The organism is Erythrobacter sp. S249 (assembly GCF_057364975.1).
The window spans coordinates 965,186-982,339 of record NZ_CP200287.1 but is presented as its reverse complement, the minus strand read 5'-3'; the positions used below and the strand labels follow the sequence as shown (position 1 = coordinate 982,339).

Below are 17,154 nucleotides of genomic sequence, written 5' to 3'. Positions count from 1 at the left end.
TTAGGCCTCATGCCTATCGCCGCCGCGCCCGCCACCGCGCAGGACTCGCGCCTTGTGACCATGGTCTATGATGAGACACAGGTCGTGCGCATTTCTGGCAAGCCAAAAGTACAGGCAACGATCAAGTTTCGCGATGATGAGACGATCGAGAACGTCGCGATTGGCGACAGCCAAGCCTGGCAGGTCACGCCAAATAAGCGCGCCAGCCTGCTGTTCGTGAAGCCGCTCTCGGCCAATGCCAGCACCAATATGACCGTGGTGACGACCAAGCGTACATACCTGTTCGATTTGGTGGCAAGCCCGCGCAATAAGCCGCTCTATGTCTTGCAGTTTAGCTATCCAGAGGCTGAGGCAGCTGAAGAAGCGGAGCGGCTTGCACGGTTGGAGCGGGAAGAGCGTGAACGCGCCAGCGCAGCGGAATTGGCGGCGGCCAATGATCCCTTCGCGGTAAGCGATCCATCGCGGCTCAATTTTGATTGGGCGAGCGAGGGTGACAAGGAATTGCTGCCGACCCGCGCCTATGACGATGGCGACACGACCTTTCTGACTTGGGCGGAGGGTTCGACCATTCCGGCGATCCTGACGACCAACCACAAGGGCGATGAGGGTCCGGTTAATTTCACCGTTCGCGGGGACACTGTGATCGTGGAAGGTGTGCCGACTCAGATCATCCTACGCTCTGGCGAAGACAGCGCAGTTTTGACCAACACCGGGCCAATCCGCTCGGTCGATCTCGGGGCGCTCAGCGATAATGCTGCGTTGGCCCGGCTTAGCACCAAGACGGAGGTGAAGTGATGCGCCTTGCCATGCGAATGCCGCCCAAGAAGGGGCAAAACGGCGCGGATGCGAATTCTGACGCCAATACTGATCCGCGCGACGGCGAGTCGGCAGAGATCATCGATCTCGCCAGCCGCAATGGCTTTCCCGCCGTCACAGAGCGCACCTCCAAATCCGACGGCTTGGGTCTGGCTTTGGGCGCCGTCATTGTCCTTGGCCTCGGCGCAGTTACGCTGTGGAGCATGGACGCCGCGCGCACTGGTACAGCAGAAACTGCGCCTGCGGCAGTTGCCAGTGCGCCGCCTCCGGCCAGAGCGCCGGGCGCTGCCGGTCCGGTGAATGTCGCTCAGGTTGCGCCCGCCAGAGCGCCGCGCAGCGACCCTGCGCCATCGCCGGTGTTCTCGAACAATCCCAACCGCGTGCTTGGCCCAGCGACCAATCCTTACGCGACGCCGACCATGGTGTTTGATGCGAGCGCTGCGGCAAGCTCTGCGCGTCTCGGTGAGGCGCTTGCACCCGCTCCCATGGCGGCGACAGCTGGCGCGACCTCTGTACCGGGCGGTGCGGTCGGTTCAGCTAGCGAATTTGCCAGCCGTATCGGCGGCGTAGGCGGCGGGCCTGCCCAAGCACAGCCGATGGCCAATCCAACGACTACCGTTACCCAAGGCACGTTGATCCCAGCGATCCTTGAGACCGCTATCGACACCGATGTTCCGGGCTTTGTCCGGGCTGTCGTCAGCCAGGATGTGCGCAGCTTCGACGGTACGAAGGTACTGGTCCCGCGCAGCTCGCGCCTGGTTGGGCAATATCAGTCCGGCGTCCAGCAGGGACAGAAGCGCGCTTATGTCATTTGGACCCGCTTGATCCGTCCTGACGGCGTGTCGGTCAACATTGCCTCACCGGCGGTCGCCTTTGATGGCACGACGGGTCTGCAAGGTGATGTGAACAACCACTTCTTCCGCCGGTTTGGTTCGGCCATGTTGCTGTCAGTGGTTGGCGGCCTGTCAGCCATCGGCAGCGGCGGCGCATCGGTCGTCCTCGGCGGAGCAGGGCAGGGTGCAGCCAGCATCGCGGCTCAGCAAGACGGCGCGATCAGCCCGACGATCCGCGTGAAGATGGGGGAGCCAATCCGGGTCTTCACCGCGCGCGATCTCGATTTCAGCACGGTCAACTGAGCCCGACGGTCCCGCATGAGCGCAGAGATCCATCCTTTGGCCAATGACACTGGCCCAGCCGCATCGGCAGGCAGCGAGCAGGCCATACCCGCACCGGGCGCGGCCATGATCGGCGAGCGCAGCGTCTATCTCGACGCCTATCTTGCGCCGTTTCGTCGTTGGCTGGACCGGGATACGGTCACCGAGATTATGGTCAACCAGCCGGGCGAGGTTTGGGTCGAAGACGCCTCTGATCCCGGGTTCAAGCGGATCGACGCGCCCGACATTGATGACCGTCTGGTTCAGCGCCTGGCAGAGCAAGTTGCGCGCGTTAGCCACCAGGGGATCAACCGCGAGCATCCTCTGCTCGGGGCGACGTTACCAGACGGGGCGCGGATCCAGTTTTGCGGTCCGCCTGCCTCGCGCAAGCATTGGGTGATGGCCATTCGCCGCCACCGGCAACTCGACCTGCCGCTGGATGCCTATGACGCTGGACCTCTGACCAGCGCGCCAGAAACGCCAATGCCGGACTCTCAAAAAGAGCCGATTGCATATTTGCGCGAAGCGATCCGCAATCGCCGCACAATCCTGATCTCTGGCGGCACCAGCACGGGTAAAACCACATTCCTCAACGCCATGCTGGGCGAGATACCGCGCGCCGAACGGGTGGTGATGGTGGAAGATACGCCAGAACTTAAATTTCCGGGAGAAAACTCGGTTGGCCTGGTCGCGGTGAAAGGCGAGCTGGGCGAGGCAAAGGTCACCGCCAATGAACTGCTGCAAGCTGCGCTGCGTCTGCGGCCAGACCGCATTGTGCTGGGCGAATTGCGCGGCGCGGAAAGTGTTTCCTTCCTGCGGGCGATCAACACCGGGCACCCGGGCAGTTTCTCGACCATTCACGCCAACAGCTTGACCGGCGCTCTCGAACAATTGTCGCTAATGGTGATGCAGACCGGCATTGGCCTCTCACGCACGGACACCATTGCCTATGCGGCGAGTGTCATTGATGTGATCGTTCAGCTCGGACGCGATGCCAATGGCAAGCGCGGGATTACACAAATTGCGGATTGCCGATCATTGGTGTGACAAGTTTGCGAGCTTGATTTACATCGCGAATATGTCCGACGAAAAAGCAGCGTTTAACTTCTCAACAATGAGGCGATGATGGGCAGCCAGCCAATCCCGAGTAACGACGATGTCGCTGGCGATTTCAGCCGAGAAGGCATGGAATCCCAGCATCCCGGCGAGGCCTATTTCAACCGCGAGCTGTCTTGGCTGCGTTTTAACGAGCGCGTTCTGGCAGAGGCTGACAACACGAAATATCCGCTGCTTGAGCGGCTGCGCTTTCTTTCGATTTCCGGCACCAATCTTGATGAGTTTATGATGATCCGGGTTGCAGGGCTGGTCGGTCAGGTTCAGCGCGGCATCGCCCGGCCAGCGATTGATGGCCGCACCCCGTCGCAGCAGCTGTCTGCCATACGCGAACGGTTAGAGGTGATTTCCGAAAATCAGCAAAACAGTTGGCGCGACCTGCATCAACTGCTCAACGATGCGGGCATTTTGGTCGATGAGGATCACCGCCTGAGCGATGAGGCAAAGGACTGGCTTGAAACCTATTTTCGTGACGAAATTCTGCCGGTTATCACGCCGCAGGCATTGGATCCGGCGCATCCCTTTCCCTTCATTGCCAATGAAGGAACCGGCGTACTCTTCACGCTGAACCGTGACGCAGATGAGGAACAGATCATCGAGATGATCCTGATCCCCAGCGGATTGCCGCGCTTTATTCGTGTGCCCGGCGAGGAGGCGATCTACGTCTCAATCTCAAGCCTGATCCAGCGCTATGCCAGCATGCTCTTCCCCGGCTTTACGATAGAAGGCGATGGCCAGTTCCGCGTTTTGCGCGACAGCGATATCGAAGTTGAGGAAGAAGCCGAAGACCTCGTGCGCTATTTCCGCAGCGCGATCCAGCGCCGCCGCCGTGGCCGTGTGATCCAGCTGGAGATTGAAGAAGATTTCGACCCTCGCGCAGAGCAGATATTGCTCGAACAGCTCGGCATTCATGAAGCCGCCGTGATCAAAACCGACGGGATTATCGGCATCGATGGGCTGGCTGAGATTGTCGAAGAAGACCGACCAGACCTCAAATTCGACAGCTATAGCCCGCGCTATCCGGAGCGTATTCGCGAGCATGATGGCGACGCATTTTCCGCCATTCGCGAAAAAGACATCATCATTCACCACCCCTATGAGAGCTTTGAAGTGGTGGTCGACTTTATCCGGCAGGCGGCAGCTGATCCCGATGTCGTGGCTATCAAACAAACGCTCTACCGCGCAGGCTCGCAATCGGCGGTCATCAATGGCCTGATCGCAGCGGCAGAGGCGGGCAAATCCGTGACCGCAGTCGTCGAGCTGAAGGCAAGGTTTGACGAAGAGCAGAACCTGATGTGGGCGAGCAAGCTGGAGCGTGCCGGGGTTCAGGTGATCTACGGTTTCGTCGATTGGAAAACTCATGCGAAGGTCGCGATGGTCGTGCGCCGCGAGGAAGATGGACTGCGCACCTATTGCCACTTTGGCACCGGTAATTATCATCCGATCACCGCCAAAATTTACACCGATCTGTCATTCTTCACCGCCGATCCTCAGCTGGTCCGCGATGCGACGAAGATGTTCAATTTCATCACTGGCTATGTCGAGCCGGATGAGCTGGAGGCGCTGAAGATCGCCCCGATCAATCTGCGCGATGAGATTGGCAGCCGCATCGACACAGAAATCGCCAATGCGAAAGCGGGCAGGCCCGCCGCGATCTGGATCAAGTGCAATCAGATCACCGATCAAGGGATCATCGACCGCCTGTATGAAGCGAGCGGGGCCGGGGTCATGGTTGAGCTGATCGTGCGCGGTATCTGCTGCTTGCGCCCGGGCATCCCGGGCCTCAGCGAGAACATTCGCGTGAAATCGATCATCGGGCGCTTTCTGGAACACAGCCGGATTTACGCCTTCGCCAATGGCGCGCCAATGCCCAGCGAAGACACACGGGTCTACATTGCTTCTGCCGATCTGATGGAGCGCAATCTCGATCGCCGGGTCGAAACCCTGATCCCGATCACCAATCGCACCGTGCATGATCAGGTGCTGCAGCAGGTGCTGCTCGCCAATATGCTCGATACAGAGCAAAGCTGGTGGTTGCAGTCCGACGGCTCCTATGAACGCGTCGTAACTGATGCTAAGCCATTTAATTGTCACCGTTATTTTATGACGAACCCTTCGCTGTCTGGGCGTGGGGGCGCGCTAGAGGCGGGCGCTGTGCCGAAATTGTCGCTGCGAAGGGGCGGAACTGGATGACATTGAGAGCCAAGCGAGCGGATCGCGAGGGGGCGTTCTCTGGGAACAAGGCCGAACGCGCGATCATCGATGTGGGTTCGAACACGGTTCGTTTGGTGGTCTATGGCGGGACGATGCGGGCGCCGACTGTTCTGTTCAATGAAAAGGTAACGGCGCGGCTGGGCCGCGAAATCTCCGAAACTGGTATGCTGGCAGAAGAAGCGGTGGAGCTCGCCATGCGCGGCCTAAGGCGCTTTGTGCTGCTGCTCGATGGCTTGGGGATTGAAGATATTGAGACAGTTGCCACCGCCGCTGTGCGCGATGCCAAAAACGGGCCAGAATTCGTGGAAAACGTCCGCGCGCTGGGGCTGGATTTGCAAGTCATCTCTGGTGAAGAAGAGGCGCGGCTGAGCGCGAACGGTGTGATTGGCGCGTTCCCTCGCGCCAAAGGGGTTGTGGCCGACCTCGGTGGCGGCAGTCTGGAGCTGGTGACTATTGCTGGCGGAGACACGGGAGAGGCGACCTCACTGCCGCTCGGCACCCTAAGGCTGCCCGAATATCACGCTGACAAACAATCAGACATGCGCAAAGCGCTGCAGAAACGGCTCAAGAAAGCCGGTTGGGGTGAACCGATTGAGACGCCGCTCTATCTGGTCGGTGGCACTTGGCGGGCGATGGCGGTTTACGCGATGCAGGAGCGCGGCCATCCGCTGAGCGATCCGCACGCGTTTGAACTATCACAGAGCGATGCGATGGCGCTGGCGAAGGGGCTTGCAGATCAGTCGCCTGAAACCCTCAAATCGATCGACCGGATTTCGACCATGCGTTCTGAGAAACTGCCCGATGCGGCGGTTCTGCTGCAAGCGATGCTGGAGCAGTTGGAGCCGGAGCGGGTTGTGTTTTCCTCTTGGGGCCTGCGCGAAGGGCTGCTGTTCGATGCCTTGCCGATGCACGGGAAGGACCAAGATCCGCTGCAAGCTGGCGTGGCGGTGTTTGCCGCGCAGCGCGGCGCGCCGCCGACCCTCGCAACGCAGATCGCAGGTTGGACGGCGGATGCTGCACCGCTGGGCGAGCACGGGTCAGAGCGGCTGCGTCTGTCCGCGACCATGTTGGCGCTCGCCAGCATGCAGATAGAGCCGAACCTGCGCCATCCGCTGGCGGTGGATTGGGCGATGCATAAACGCTGGCTGGCGATTGATGGGCAGGGGCGGGCGATGCTGGCCGCGGCGAGCATGGCCAATGGCAATCACTGCGATCTGCCGGACGAATTGCATGCGCTTGCCACCGAAAACGCTTTGGAGGAGGCGGTGTGCTGGGGCCTCGCCATTCGCTTGGCGCGCCGGATCGGCGGACGCTCGCGGCGTTCGCTGCAGGTCAGCCGGTTGATGCTGGGCGAGAACGGTCTAGTCCTGCGGTTAGAACACAGCCACCGCGACCTATTTGGCATCCCGACCGAGAAGGATTTGAAATTGCTCTCGGACCGCCTCGGCGTCGACTTCACCGTCGAAATTGTCGAGGATGGCGCGCTGCACCTTCCCATCGGAGATCAGGAATAGCGTCCGCGTAGGAGCTGCTAAGCCTGCTGTTTTTCACTCGCGAAGGGGGAGAAATTGGTTTCCGTGTCGAACAGATCGACGCCTTCCGCCTTCTTAAGTTTGCCAACTACCGCATAGGTCACTGGCGTCAGCAAAGCCTCCCACACGACCTTCAGTAGCCAATTCGTGATCATCACAGTGATCACCGCCTCAGTGCTCCAAATGCCGTAAAAGGCGATTGGGTAGAAGATCAGGCTGTCGACCCCTTGGCCGACCACGGTCGAGCCAATCGTGCGGGTCCACAGCGCCTTGCCTTTCGTCCAGACCTTCATCTTGGCCATGACATAGGAATTGACGAATTCGCCGGCCCAAAAGGCGATGATTGAGGCCATGACGATCCGCCATGTGCTGCCAAAGACGGATTCGTAGGTCTGCTGGCATATCTCGCCGGGGATCGAGTCGCTGTTGCCTGTGAATTGCAGAGAGGAGCTTGCCGCGCATTCCCATCCGGCAAAGGCGGGCAGGCCGACCACCACATAGCTCATAAAGGCGAGGAAGATCATCGCAGCAAAGCCGGTCCAGATCACTCGGCGCGCTTTTGCGAAGCCATAGATCTCAGTCAGAATATCGCCGATGACATAGCCGAGCGGGAAGAACAGGATCCCTGCGCCATAGATGAATATCCCGTCGGGTGCGGGCCACATGCTATCGGGCCAGAACGGCACCTCGAGAAAGGTCAGCTTTGCCGCGCCGATAATATTGGAGAGCAGCAGGATCGCCACAAAGGCAGCCATCACCAGGTCGTAATAACGGAAAGTTCGCGGCGCTGCGCTGGTCGCAATCGGCCCGCTGGCCGCATTGTTATCTGGGTTATTCATAGCCGAAGTGCCTAACGCGATTTTACACCGCCGCAAAGCGCGCTATTGGGCGAATGTGCTCGCAAGGAGCGTGCGCGCCCGTAGCTCATCTGGATAGAGCGCGAGACTTCTAATCTTGAGGCAGCAGGTTCGAGTCCTGCCGGGCGCGCCATTTTCCAGAGTCACGATTGAAGCTCCTGCGTGTCGCGGGCCCTGCAACTCGTCGCTCATTCCGCACAGCTGGTGTGGCGCATCGCCCTTGCCGCGATCGCAGCGCATATTTCGACACCTGCGGTTCATGTGCTGAGCGACACTTTGCGCGGACTAATCACCGATAGGAGACATCCGATGACCCGTATGATTCTTGCTTCAATCGCTCTTGGCAGCGCCATGATCGCGGCTCCCGCTGCGGCCCACCAAAAGGGGATTGTGGTCGACGGCTACCGCGCGCCGCTCTCGCCCAATAATGACAGCAACAAATGGTGGCTCGATTATCGGACTGATATCAGCGAGGCCAAGCGCGAGCTGGCGAGTGACCTTCGCCGCGCAACCGATGAAGAAGATCGCCGCGATGCCTATGAGGAATATCGCCAGGAACTCCGCGATGCGCGCCATGATTATCGCAAGGAAATGGCCGAGCGCGGCTATCACGTTGCCAATTTCAAAGAGAACAACCGCAGGCTCGCGCGTAGGTAGTGTGTCGTAGTTAGAATGCCTTAGCCAGCCCGCACCCTCCACCCTTCCACCCGGAGCCTACCGGGATACCATCCGGGTGGAAGGGTGGAGGGTGCGGGCGGCACGGTCCTTGTCGCAAACTCACGCTACCCGCGCTGAACCGTCTCCAGCAATTCTGCTGTGATGGGATAGCCAGCGTCTTCCATGATCCTCAGCATCGGCTGATCATTGCTGTCGTCGATCCTGGGAATAATGGTTTTGACCGGAATAGCCTCGGCCTGCGTGCGCGCTTCTTCATAGCTTGCGAACAGAGCGAGGCGTTCCAGATTGCGGCGAGTCGGGAAGATCAGCTTGATCTCGCCGCGCTCCGCCATGTCGAGCGCCCCTTGCGCGCTGACCCAGAACAATCGCGTGTTTTCTGATTGGTCAGCGGCGATCTCGACCTCGCCCGTACCCAGATTGGCAAGGTAAAAGCGCGTGTCATAGACCCGGCTGATGTTCTCATTCTTGGGAAACCAGCGGGCGAAGGGCGTGATTTGATCAAGGTCGAGCGACCAATTGAACGCGTCCAGCACGGGTGCGAGTTCGCCGGTCGCCAGCAGCATCGCCCGCGCGTCGGCCGCCTTTGCCGCATCAACATCGCCCGCAATGCCCAGCGCCAGACCGGTTTCTTCGATGGTTTCGCGAACCGCCGCGATCTGATGCGCAAGCTCAGCAATATCAAGCGGAGAGGCAAGTGTGCGGGCCAGCGCAAAGTCCGCATCATCGACCCGTCCGCCGGGGAACACGGCCATACCGCCCGCAAATGCCATATTGCGCGAACGGACCGTCATCAGGATTTCAGGGGCACCGCCATCGCTACTCTTGCGAAAGATCACGATGGTCGCGGCAGGGATGCCTTCGGGTGATTGCGGTGTTTGATTGGCCATTCTTTGCAGTGATGCCGAGGGCAGGGCGACTTGCCAAGCGCATTTACAGCTTTGCTTGTCGGTATCTTTTACATTTGGCCCTATGGTTAACCCGTAGAAACCATTTAACTGACTGAAAATACTAGCGCCCGCGTTTTTGGCACGGTGGATGCATAGTAATGTGTGCCCCTAGTGGTCTTCGATAAAGAGGTGAGGTCTTTTTTGGTCTCTTGGTTTCACCTCCCCGAAATTAGAAAACCCGCCTCGTTTGGTTCACGAGGCGGGTTTTTCGTTTTTCGGGTGTTTGTTCGGCTTTAGGCGCAAGCCGGGAGGTCCGTGAAAACTCGGCGCCGCAGGCGTCGCAAGGGCGACTGCCCGCCCGCAGCGATGCGACCTTCAGGTCGCGTGGGCGAGGAAATCGCGCTCGCGGATGCGAGCGCGTAGACTTACGACGCTTCGGCTTTTGCGACCGCTTTTTCTTCCATAAGCTGTTGCAGTTCGCCGGCTTCGAACATTTCCATCATGATATCGCTGCCGCCCAGAAATTCGCCCTTCACATAGAGCTGAGGGATGGTCGGCCACTCGGAAAACGTCTTGATGCCTTGGCGCACTTCCATGTCTTGCAGCACATCGACGCTTTCATAAGCGACGCCGCAATGATCGAGGATGGCGATGGCCCGGCTAGAAAATCCGCACTGTGGGAACAGCGGGGTGCCTTTCATGAACAGTACGACATCGTTTTCGCTAACGATGCTGGTGATGCGGGCGTTTGTGTCGGACATAATGGCCTAGACCTTTGAAAATTGAATCATGAAAAATCGTATGAGGATTAGGTGGGAACAACGGTGGTGACTTGCAAGGCGTGCAGTTCGCCGCCCATGCGCTCACCCAGCGCCGCATAGACCATCTTGTGCTGCTGAACCCGGTTCTTGCCAGCAAATTGCGGCGCAGTGACGGTTGCGGCCCAGTGGTCATTGTCTCCCGCCAAATCGCGCATCTCCACCACAGCGCCAGGCAGCGCCGCCGTGATAAGCGCTTCGATATCGGCCGCTGCCATCGGCATGCCGCTTAGCTCTCGCTCATGAATTGACGTTTTGCCTCGATGGCCTTTTCTTCCAGCTTGGCGCGAATGTCGTCTTCGCTGACATCGCATTCCGCCGCGGTGAGATCGCCCAGCAGCTTGCGGATCACATCTTCATCGCCAGCTTCTTCAAAGTCCGCCTGTACGACGGCCTTCTTGTAAGCGTCGGTCTCTTCTTCGGTGAGGTTCATGAGGCCAGCGGCCCATTCGCCCAGCAAGCGGTTGCGACGCGCCGCGACTTTAAAGGCGGTTTCTTCGTCCATTGCGAATTTGGCTTCTTCGGCGCGTTCGCGATCTTTGAAATCAGTCATATTAGTCCCCTCGGCCGGTGGCCCAAGTATTGAAATGTGCCCATGCAAAATAGGAGGCCGGGCGGCCTGCGGCAAGCGTGGATCGCGCGGCGCCTCCAAGTAAGCGTACGGGCGCTAGTCCATCGTCACCACAAGCTTGCCCACCGCCTCGCGGCTTTCCAGCTTGGCGATGGCCTCGCCTGCGCGCTCCAATGGGAAGGTTTCAGACACCAGCGGATCAATTTTGCCTGCCTTCATAAGCTCGAACAGCTCCTTGACCTGCTCAACGAATTTGGCTGGTTCGCGCGCGGTGAAAGCGCCCCAGAAAACGCCGCAAATATCGCAGGATTTCAGTAGGGTCAGATTCAATGGCATTTTCGCGATGCCTGCTGGGAAGCCCACAACCAGGAAACGGCCTTCCCAAGCGATTGAGCGCAAGGCTGGCTCGGAATACTGGCCGCCGACAATGTCATAGACAATGTTCGCGCCTTCAGGTCCGCACGCGGCTTTAAACGCCCCGGCGAGCTCTTTGGAGGCTGCCTTGTCCATTTCATCGCGCGGGTAGATGACGACCTCGTCCGCGCCCGCGTTTCTGGCGACTTCGCCTTTGGCTTCGCTGGAGACGGCGGCGACGACGCGCGCACCATATGCCTTGGCAAGCTCGATAGCGGACAGGCCAACGCCGCCCGCCGCGCCTAGGATCAGGACTGTGTCGCCCGCCTTGATGTGGCCGCGGTCTTTCAGACCGTGGATCGTGGTGCCATAGGTCAGCAGCAGCGATGCCGCCTTCTCATAGGGCACACCGTCCGGGACAGGGAACATGCGAGCGGCAGGCACAATAACCTTCTCTGACAAGCCGCCATTGCCGATCCCGGCCATGACCTTGTCGCCGACTTTGTATCCTTCCACGCCTTCGCCAACTGCCTCGATCACGCCTGCGATCTCGCCGCCGGGCGCATAGGGGCGTTCTGGCTTGAATTGGTAGAGGTCGCGGATCATCAGAGTATCGGGGAAGTTGATCGCGCACGCCTTTACATCGACCAGAACCTCGCCTTTGCCCGGCGCAGGCACCTCAATTTCGTCGAGTTTCAGCGTTTCCGGTCCGCCAATCTCGTGTGTGCGTAGCGCTCTCATGCGTGTATCTCCGTTCCCTGTGTCAGCCAGCTTTGCGTCGATGCGCGCTGGTTCTCATATGATTGAATGGCGTCATTGCGCTCTAGCGTGAGCGCGACCTCGTCTAATCCGTTGAGCAAGCAGTGCTTACGGAATGGATCGATGTCGAATGCGAAGCGGTCTTGAAACGGGGTCGTGACGGTTTGCGTTTCCAGATCGATGTCGATTGGCTCGCCCCCGCGCGCGACCTCCAGCAGGCGGTCAATCGCTGCCTGAGGCAGGACGATCGGCAAGATGCCGTTCTTCACCGCATTGCCTGAAAAAATGTCGGAGTAGCTCGGCGCCAAGACCGCGCGAATCCCCAGATCGAGCAGAGCCCAGGCGGCGTGTTCGCGGCTGGAGCCACAGCCAAAGTTGTCGCCAGCGATCAGGATTTGTGACCCGGCATAGGCGGGGTCGTCAAAGACGTTGCCATCAATCTCTCGGATCGACTCAAAAGCGCCAGCACCTAACCCCTCGCGGCTGGTCGTTTTCAGCCACTTCGCTGGGATAATAATATCTGTGTCGATATTTTTGGCGCCGAACGGGATCGCTTGCCCTGCCACGCTTTGAATAGCGTCCATCAGTCTGTTTCCGGGTTTTCGCCAGAGGGCACTTTGGGCGCTTCTGGTTTTTTGTCTTTGCTCTTGCGTTTGTTGGCATAGAGAAGCGCCGCTGCAACAGCAGCAGAGCCGATTGCACCGGCGGCGATGGCAGCTTTGCTTTTGGTGTTTTTCGTCATGATATCCTCATGGGAGCGGGAGGGCAGGCTTGCAAGGGATTGCGCGCAATATGTTCTCAGCTTCGGCTAGGTTGCAGGGGCAGGATCCTCCGACTCGGTCTCGGCGGTGGTTCCGCAGGCCATGCAAAAGCGGAAGAACGCCATTTTGCGGGTCTCGCAGCTGATGCAGCGATCGAACAAGGTCATGCCGCAATGGACGCAGAAATTGCTCTCGGTTCCATCCATCTTGGCGATTGGCCGGTCACAGCCGGGGCACACGCTGGAGGACATTTTCTTGAACGCCTCATCGTGCGAGACGAGCTTGCGCCGCTCTTCCTCAGCCTTTTGCTCAACCTCCTGCCGCTGAGCGAGATATTGCCGCATATTCTTGATTAAGAAATGGCCCGCCGCAAAGGTCAGGAGGATGCCAACGCTATAGCGAACATAGCCGCCATAGCTTGGCAGATAAGGCACCAACTCGACGAAGAATACAAACACCGAGGCGAGCACAAACCCGCGTGAGATCGGCCAATATTCGCCCTTGCGGCGCTTCACGATCAGCCATGCGGCGATCCCCAGCATGGGCAGGGTGATGAGCAGTCTCAGCCCAAATACCTGCAGCTCTTGCCAGAAATAGGCACGTTCATAAGCGGGTACGCCCGCATCTTCGGCATCGTAAAGCTGCTCTGAAATCACGCTGCGACGCTGGCTCAGTTCGGTCGCTTCGGTGTCGAGCGCGTTGATCGAGCTGCTGATTGAGCGCTCGTTTTGCTGCAATTGTTCCAAAGCGCGGGTACGCGCGATCACCTCTGGATCTTGCGTTGGATCGGTGGTCGCAGAGCGGGTCTTGATCCACGCCTCAAACGTCTCGGTCGCGGATTGCTTCTCTTCGGCTGCCTGACGCTGCTGAATATAAAGCAGCTCGCGCCGATCATCCAGAGCGGAGCGCTCTTCATCAAGCGCGCTTATCTGGCCGCGCAGCTCCTTTACCTCAGCGGTTTCGACATATTGATCGCGGTTCAGCTCAGCCTGGACCTGCGGCAGATCGCCAATGATGAGATTGCCCAGGCCCACCAGAAAGGCGGCAAAGACAATCGAAACAAGCCACAGCACGCCCTTGTAGAGCCGCTCTGGAACCCGAATTCCCTTCATCACATCCATCGCTTGCTAACCCTCCTGTTGCGAGGCCAATGGCCCGCGAAACCCAATCAAGCAATCGCTTTGCTGCTCACAAAAAGACATCGCTGCCCAGTTTGCCCGGAGATCGGCGATGTTCAGCCTCAGTTTCGTCAAACCAATTGCGCCCATCAAGCGTGCGCGCTTCAATTCCTTCGACCTGGTCCGGCGCGAAAAGCCGCATATTCACGCCCATTCGTTCGCCTTCCAAATGCTCTGTCAGCACCCAGTGGGTCGTCGTCCCGCAATCTCCGCAGAATTGCATCTCGACCGCAGGTTCCTTGTAATCCTTACGGCGGTAGGCGCGGGTTGAACCATCCACCTCACCGTCGCTCTCAGAGAAATATCCCCACGCGCCGCCAGATTTTAAGCACAGCGAGCAATCGCACAGGTTGATGTAGTCTGGCTGCCTCGCGATGATCACGCTCACGTTCCCGCAATGGCAGCTGCCCTGCATCACTTTAGCGTGCGAACATCGGTCAACCGCCCGGTTACAGCTGCCGCCGCAGCCATCGCTGGCGAGAGCAAATGCGTGCGCGCGCCGGGGCCTTGGCGGCCAACAAAATTGCGGTTGGAGGTTGAGGCGCAGCGTTCCCCGGTTGGAACTTTGTCCGGGTTCATCCCCAAGCAGGCGGAGCACCCCGGCTCTCGCCACTCAAATCCGGCTTCTGTAAAGATGTGGTCGAGGCCTTCCTCTTCCGCTTGGCGCTTCACCAGGCCAGACCCGGGCACGACGATGGCCCATTTCACATTGTCTGCCTTGCGGCGGCCATTCAGCACTTCAGCGGCGGCGCGCAGGTCTTCGATACGGCTGTTGGTGCAGCTGCCGATGAAGATGTTCTCCACTGGAATATCGCTCATCGCGGTGCCCGGCGTCAGGCCCATGTAGTCGAGGCTTTTGCGTGCGGCCTCTTGCTTGTCTTTGTCGGCAAAGCTCTCGGGCGAGGGGACCGTGCCGCCAATCGCGATCACGTCTTCAGGGCTGGTGCCCCAGCTGACCGTGGGTTCAACATCGCTGGCATCGATCACCACGCTCTTGTCGAACTGAGCGCCGGGGTCGCTGACGAGCGAGCGCCAATATTGCACCGCCTCGTCCCAATCCGCTCCTTTGGGCGCCATCGGGCGTCCTTTGAGGTAGTCGAATACGACATCATCCGGCGCGACCAGGCCCGCACGCGCGCCTGCCTCAATGCTCATATTGCACACGGTCAGGCGCTGCTCGACGCTCATCTGCTCAAACACTTGGCCGCGATATTCGATCACATAGCCAGACCCGCCAGCCGCGCCAATCTGACCAATGATATGCAAAATCAGATCCTTGGCGGTGATGCCTGCGGAAAGTTCTCCTTCCACGCGAAGCTCCATCGTCTTCGATTTCTGGAGCAGCAAGGTCTGCGTCGCGAGCACGTGCTCCACTTCGCTGGTACCTATACCGAATGCGAGCGCGCCCAATCCGCCATGAGAGGCAGTGTGCGAATCCCCGCAGACGATCGTGGTGCCGGGCAGGGAGAAGCCTTGCTCCGGCCCAACAACATGGACGATGCCTTGCGCGTCATCCGCATCGCCAATGTAGCGAATGCCAAATTCCGGCGCGTTCTTCTCCAGCGCTTCCAGTTGAGCGCGGCTTTGCGGATCGGCAATCGGGATCTTTCTGCCGCTCGCATCGCGCCGAGCGGTGGTAGGCAGGTTGTGATCCGGCACGGCCAGGGTCAATTCCGGGCGGCGCACTGGACGCCCCGCCAGCCGCAAGGCTTCGAACGCTTGCGGGCTCGTCACCTCGTGAACCAAATGCCGATCAATATAGATCAGCGATGTCCCATCCTCGCGCGTCTCAACAACATGCGCGTCCCAGATCTTCTCGTACAATGTGCGTGGTTTGCTAGCCATGACGAGTCGATTAGCGGCCTTGGTGCAACACTTGCAACCCGCTCCGTACTCGGCAGGCGGATAGTCATGGAAAAGACACCTTTGTGTGTTTAACTTACAATCATGTCAGCAGCGCCCTTTGCCTTTCCGATCAAAGTCCTTCCCGAAGACATCGATTTCATGGGGCACGTGAACAATGCGCGCTATTTGAACTGGGTGCAGGATGCCGTTCTGGCGCATTGGAACAACCTTGCTCCGGCCGAAGAAATTGCCTCCAAAGCCTGGGTCGCTCTGAAACATGAGATCACCTATCGCCGCCCTGCATTCCTGGAAGATGATGTGATCGCGAACACGGTGCTGGAACGATATAATGGCGCGCGCGCCTTCTACCGCACGGTCATCTCGCGCGGTGAAGAAGTCCTGGCCGAGGTGCAATCAAGCTGGTGCTGCATCGACTCGACCACTTTGCGCCCGGCGCGGATTGGCGAACATATGCGCGAGTTCTTTTTCCCTGACGGCGAGTGATTAACCCCACTTCGCTGGATCAAGCGCCAGCAGTTCCGTCAATTGCGCGTAAAGCGCTGGAATATCTCGCCGCAAAGCCTGCGGTTTTTCGAAGAATGTGACGATGGCTTCCGCGAAGAACTCTTCGTGGTTGGTTGCGCCATATGGGTCGATCAAGGTTCGGTATCCGCTTTGGACCCGCTCCACATGGTCGTTGTATGCGTCCAGCATGGCCTTCTCCCAGCCTTCATAGGCCTGGCCCTTGCTCAGGAGCGGGATGCCGTTGGTGTGGCCGGTTAGGCTGTCCAATTGATGCGCGAATTCGTGGATCACGACATTGTGTCCGTCATGGGCGTCAAGACCGCCTTTCAATGCATGATCCCAAGATAAAACCACTGGTCCGCGGGCCCAGCTCTCGCCAAGCATGGTGAGGTCTCGTTCCTGAACGACATAGCCGTCATGCGTGTTGCGGCGGGTGCGGAAAGCCGAGGGGTAGATAAGCACTGTCCTTAGCGTGTCATACCATGCGTCCGTGTTGACAATGAGCAGGCAGGCCTGAGCCGCGATCGAGAGCTTCATCGCCTCATTCACTTCAAGACCGTTTTGGCCGTGAAATGTGATCTGATCGAGGAATAGGTTGATCTTCCCCTCCAGTTTCAGCCGCAGGGGCTGGGGCAACTGGCGTGTGATCGGCACAAGCTGTCTAACCACTTCGCGTTGCTCAGGGGTGAGAGGGGCGACAAGGAGCTTTGTGCGCCGCTGCGCCTTCGCAACGCGGCGATAGACTAAAAAACCGACGATCAACGCAATCGCGCCGAGAAGTAAATAAAGCTCCATTGGAGCGAAATAGGGCGTGAGACCAGCGTTTGTTAGATGTCACGCATAGAGCGTTTGACCAGCAGCCGGATTTCAGCGACATTGCAACGAGTTAGATGGGGAAGGTAGGGCGTATGATCTCACGTATCGGTTTTGCGATTTTATGTTCGGCGATGTCTCTTCCTGCAAACGCGAACTCTCAACAAGGGGACGCTGGCGAGGACGCTCTAGCCCAGATAACCGATGGCGAGGCGACGGAATTGCGAGGCGCTTTGGACCGCGGTCAATAGCTTTATGCTTATGATCAGGCTGCATGGC

Annotated in this window: 19 protein-coding genes and 1 tRNA gene; 8 read left to right on the top strand and 12 right to left on the bottom strand. The window is 59.0% G+C overall.

From position 1 onward, the window contains the following. The first annotated feature begins 9 nt into the window (after nt 1–9). From AC0V6V_RS04780 to AC0V6V_RS04760, 5 genes are all read left to right on the top strand, one after another. Nucleotides 10–795 carry a TrbG/VirB9 family P-type conjugative transfer protein gene (locus tag AC0V6V_RS04780; RefSeq protein ID WP_486164295.1) on the top strand — a complete coding sequence of 262 codons (786 nt, stop codon included), beginning with the start codon at nt 10–12 and terminating at the stop codon, nt 793–795. Beyond that, nucleotides 795–1,952 (top strand): TrbI/VirB10 family protein, encoded by a 1,158-nt coding sequence (locus AC0V6V_RS04775; RefSeq protein ID WP_486166228.1) that lies wholly within the window; start codon nt 795–797, stop codon nt 1,950–1,952. The genes AC0V6V_RS04780 and AC0V6V_RS04775 overlap by 1 nt, the downstream gene beginning before the upstream one ends. 15 nt (nt 1,953–1,967) lie before the next feature. After that, complete coding sequence (virB11, locus tag AC0V6V_RS04770) at nt 1,968–3,017, top strand: P-type DNA transfer ATPase VirB11 (protein WP_486166227.1); 1,050 nt, start codon at nt 1,968–1,970, stop codon at nt 3,015–3,017. 78 nt (nt 3,018–3,095) lie between these two features. After that, entirely contained in the window at nt 3,096–5,276 is a 2,181-nt protein-coding gene (locus AC0V6V_RS04765) for an RNA degradosome polyphosphate kinase (RefSeq protein ID WP_486164293.1), read from the top strand. After that, a complete protein-coding gene (locus AC0V6V_RS04760; RefSeq protein ID WP_486164292.1) occupies nt 5,273–6,811 on the top strand; it encodes a Ppx/GppA phosphatase family protein in 1,539 nt (512 codons plus the stop codon). Before AC0V6V_RS04765 ends, AC0V6V_RS04760 begins: the two co-directional genes overlap by 4 nt. Nucleotides 6,812–6,828: 17 nt before the next feature. Here the strand turns inward: AC0V6V_RS04760 and AC0V6V_RS04755 are convergent, their stop codons facing one another. Continuing rightward, nucleotides 6,829–7,668 carry a queuosine precursor transporter gene (locus AC0V6V_RS04755; RefSeq protein WP_486164291.1) on the bottom strand — a complete coding sequence of 280 codons (840 nt, stop codon included), beginning with the start codon at nt 7,666–7,668 and terminating at the stop codon, nt 6,829–6,831. A gap of 74 nt (nt 7,669–7,742) precedes the next feature. Between AC0V6V_RS04755 and AC0V6V_RS04750 the strand changes: the two genes are divergently transcribed. Further along, nucleotides 7,743–7,819: transfer RNA gene (locus tag AC0V6V_RS04750), tRNA-Arg, on the top strand. A 176-nt stretch (nt 7,820–7,995) separates the two neighbouring features. Further along, a complete protein-coding gene (locus tag AC0V6V_RS04745) occupies nt 7,996–8,343 on the top strand; it encodes a hypothetical protein (RefSeq protein WP_486164290.1) in 348 nt (115 codons plus the stop codon). A 125-nt stretch (nt 8,344–8,468) separates the two neighbouring features. Here AC0V6V_RS04745 and AC0V6V_RS04740 read toward each other — a convergent pair whose 3' ends face one another. The 10 genes from AC0V6V_RS04740 to leuC all read right to left on the bottom strand — a co-directional run bounded on the left by AC0V6V_RS04740 (nt 8,469) and on the right by leuC (nt 15,537). After that, nucleotides 8,469–9,251, bottom strand: a complete 783-nt coding sequence (locus AC0V6V_RS04740; RefSeq protein ID WP_486164289.1) for an NUDIX hydrolase — start codon at nt 9,249–9,251, stop codon at nt 8,469–8,471. 425 nt (nt 9,252–9,676) lie between these two features. Then, entirely contained in the window at nt 9,677–10,012 is a 336-nt protein-coding gene (gene grxD / locus AC0V6V_RS04735) for a Grx4 family monothiol glutaredoxin (protein ID WP_486164288.1), read from the bottom strand. A 47-nt stretch (nt 10,013–10,059) separates the two neighbouring features. Beyond that, entirely contained in the window at nt 10,060–10,293 is a 234-nt protein-coding gene (locus tag AC0V6V_RS04730; RefSeq protein WP_486138560.1) for a BolA/IbaG family iron-sulfur metabolism protein, read from the bottom strand. A 5-nt stretch (nt 10,294–10,298) separates the two neighbouring features. Further along, on the bottom strand, nt 10,299–10,622 hold the full coding sequence (locus AC0V6V_RS04725; protein WP_472642855.1) for a DUF1476 domain-containing protein: 324 nt from the start codon (nt 10,620–10,622) through the stop codon (nt 10,299–10,301). 114 nt (nt 10,623–10,736) lie between these two features. After that, entirely contained in the window at nt 10,737–11,735 is a 999-nt protein-coding gene (locus AC0V6V_RS04720; protein WP_486164287.1) for an NADPH:quinone oxidoreductase family protein, read from the bottom strand. Next, the gene (gene leuD, locus AC0V6V_RS04715) at nt 11,732–12,337 is read right to left on the bottom strand and encodes a 3-isopropylmalate dehydratase small subunit (protein WP_486164286.1); all 606 of its coding nucleotides are present in this window, start codon (nt 12,335–12,337) and stop codon (nt 11,732–11,734) included. The genes AC0V6V_RS04720 and leuD overlap by 4 nt, the downstream gene beginning before the upstream one ends. Next, entirely contained in the window at nt 12,337–12,495 is a 159-nt protein-coding gene (locus AC0V6V_RS04710; RefSeq protein WP_472638148.1) for an isopropylmalate isomerase, read from the bottom strand. The genes leuD and AC0V6V_RS04710 overlap by 1 nt, the downstream gene beginning before the upstream one ends. A 66-nt stretch (nt 12,496–12,561) precedes the next feature. Continuing rightward, nucleotides 12,562–13,626: a zinc ribbon domain-containing protein gene (locus tag AC0V6V_RS04705; protein WP_486166043.1), complete on the bottom strand. Its 1,065-nt coding sequence runs from the start codon at nt 13,624–13,626 to the stop codon at nt 12,562–12,564. A gap of 76 nt (nt 13,627–13,702) precedes the next feature. Next, complete coding sequence (locus AC0V6V_RS04700; RefSeq protein ID WP_486164285.1) at nt 13,703–14,107, bottom strand: GFA family protein; 405 nt, start codon at nt 14,105–14,107, stop codon at nt 13,703–13,705. Then, nucleotides 14,107–15,537 (bottom strand): 3-isopropylmalate dehydratase large subunit, encoded by a 1,431-nt coding sequence (gene leuC, locus AC0V6V_RS04695; protein ID WP_486164284.1) that lies wholly within the window; start codon nt 15,535–15,537, stop codon nt 14,107–14,109. The genes AC0V6V_RS04700 and leuC overlap by 1 nt, the downstream gene beginning before the upstream one ends. A 102-nt stretch (nt 15,538–15,639) precedes the next feature. On the opposite strand from leuC, the gene AC0V6V_RS04690 reads away from it, so the two are divergent. Further along, on the top strand, nt 15,640–16,041 hold the full coding sequence (locus AC0V6V_RS04690; protein WP_486164283.1) for an acyl-CoA thioesterase: 402 nt from the start codon (nt 15,640–15,642) through the stop codon (nt 16,039–16,041). On the opposite strand, the gene AC0V6V_RS04685 is transcribed toward AC0V6V_RS04690, so the two are convergent. Beyond that, nucleotides 16,042–16,824, bottom strand: coding sequence for a M90 family metallopeptidase (locus AC0V6V_RS04685; protein ID WP_486166226.1), 783 nt, complete (start codon nt 16,822–16,824; stop codon nt 16,042–16,044). Nucleotides 16,825–17,154 lie beyond the last annotated feature (330 nt).

Excerpts from the sequence above, each read along its gene's own strand:
- AC0V6V_RS04755 (WP_486164291.1), bottom strand. The coding sequence starts at position 7,668 with ATGAATAACCCAGATAACAATGCGGCCAGCGGGCCGATTGCGACCAGC.
- virB11 (WP_486166227.1), top strand. The coding sequence starts at position 1,968 with ATGAGCGCAGAGATCCATCCTTTGGCCAATGACACTGGCCCAGCCGCA.
- AC0V6V_RS04725 (WP_472642855.1), bottom strand. The coding sequence starts at position 10,622 with ATGACTGATTTCAAAGATCGCGAACGCGCCGAAGAAGCCAAATTCGCA.
- AC0V6V_RS04745 (WP_486164290.1), top strand. The coding sequence starts at position 7,996 with ATGACCCGTATGATTCTTGCTTCAATCGCTCTTGGCAGCGCCATGATC.
- AC0V6V_RS04705 (WP_486166043.1), bottom strand. The coding sequence starts at position 13,626 with ATGAAGGGAATTCGGGTTCCAGAGCGGCTCTACAAGGGCGTGCTGTGG.
- AC0V6V_RS04740 (WP_486164289.1), bottom strand. The coding sequence starts at position 9,251 with ATGGCCAATCAAACACCGCAATCACCCGAAGGCATCCCTGCCGCGACC.
- AC0V6V_RS04775 (WP_486166228.1), top strand. The coding sequence starts at position 795 with ATGCGCCTTGCCATGCGAATGCCGCCCAAGAAGGGGCAAAACGGCGCG.
- AC0V6V_RS04780 (WP_486164295.1), top strand. The coding sequence starts at position 10 with ATGCCTATCGCCGCCGCGCCCGCCACCGCGCAGGACTCGCGCCTTGTG.
- grxD (WP_486164288.1), bottom strand. The coding sequence starts at position 10,012 with ATGTCCGACACAAACGCCCGCATCACCAGCATCGTTAGCGAAAACGAT.
- AC0V6V_RS04690 (WP_486164283.1), top strand. The coding sequence starts at position 15,640 with ATGTCAGCAGCGCCCTTTGCCTTTCCGATCAAAGTCCTTCCCGAAGAC.
- AC0V6V_RS04700 (WP_486164285.1), bottom strand. The coding sequence starts at position 14,107 with ATGCAGGGCAGCTGCCATTGCGGGAACGTGAGCGTGATCATCGCGAGG.
- AC0V6V_RS04760 (WP_486164292.1), top strand. The coding sequence starts at position 5,273 with ATGACATTGAGAGCCAAGCGAGCGGATCGCGAGGGGGCGTTCTCTGGG.
- AC0V6V_RS04730 (WP_486138560.1), bottom strand. The coding sequence starts at position 10,293 with ATGCCGATGGCAGCGGCCGATATCGAAGCGCTTATCACGGCGGCGCTG.
- AC0V6V_RS04765 (WP_486164293.1), top strand. The coding sequence starts at position 3,096 with ATGGGCAGCCAGCCAATCCCGAGTAACGACGATGTCGCTGGCGATTTC.
- leuD (WP_486164286.1), bottom strand. The coding sequence starts at position 12,337 with ATGGACGCTATTCAAAGCGTGGCAGGGCAAGCGATCCCGTTCGGCGCC.
- AC0V6V_RS04710 (WP_472638148.1), bottom strand. The coding sequence starts at position 12,495 with ATGACGAAAAACACCAAAAGCAAAGCTGCCATCGCCGCCGGTGCAATC.
- leuC (WP_486164284.1), bottom strand. The coding sequence starts at position 15,537 with ATGGCTAGCAAACCACGCACATTGTACGAGAAGATCTGGGACGCGCAT.
- AC0V6V_RS04720 (WP_486164287.1), bottom strand. The coding sequence starts at position 11,735 with ATGAGAGCGCTACGCACACACGAGATTGGCGGACCGGAAACGCTGAAA.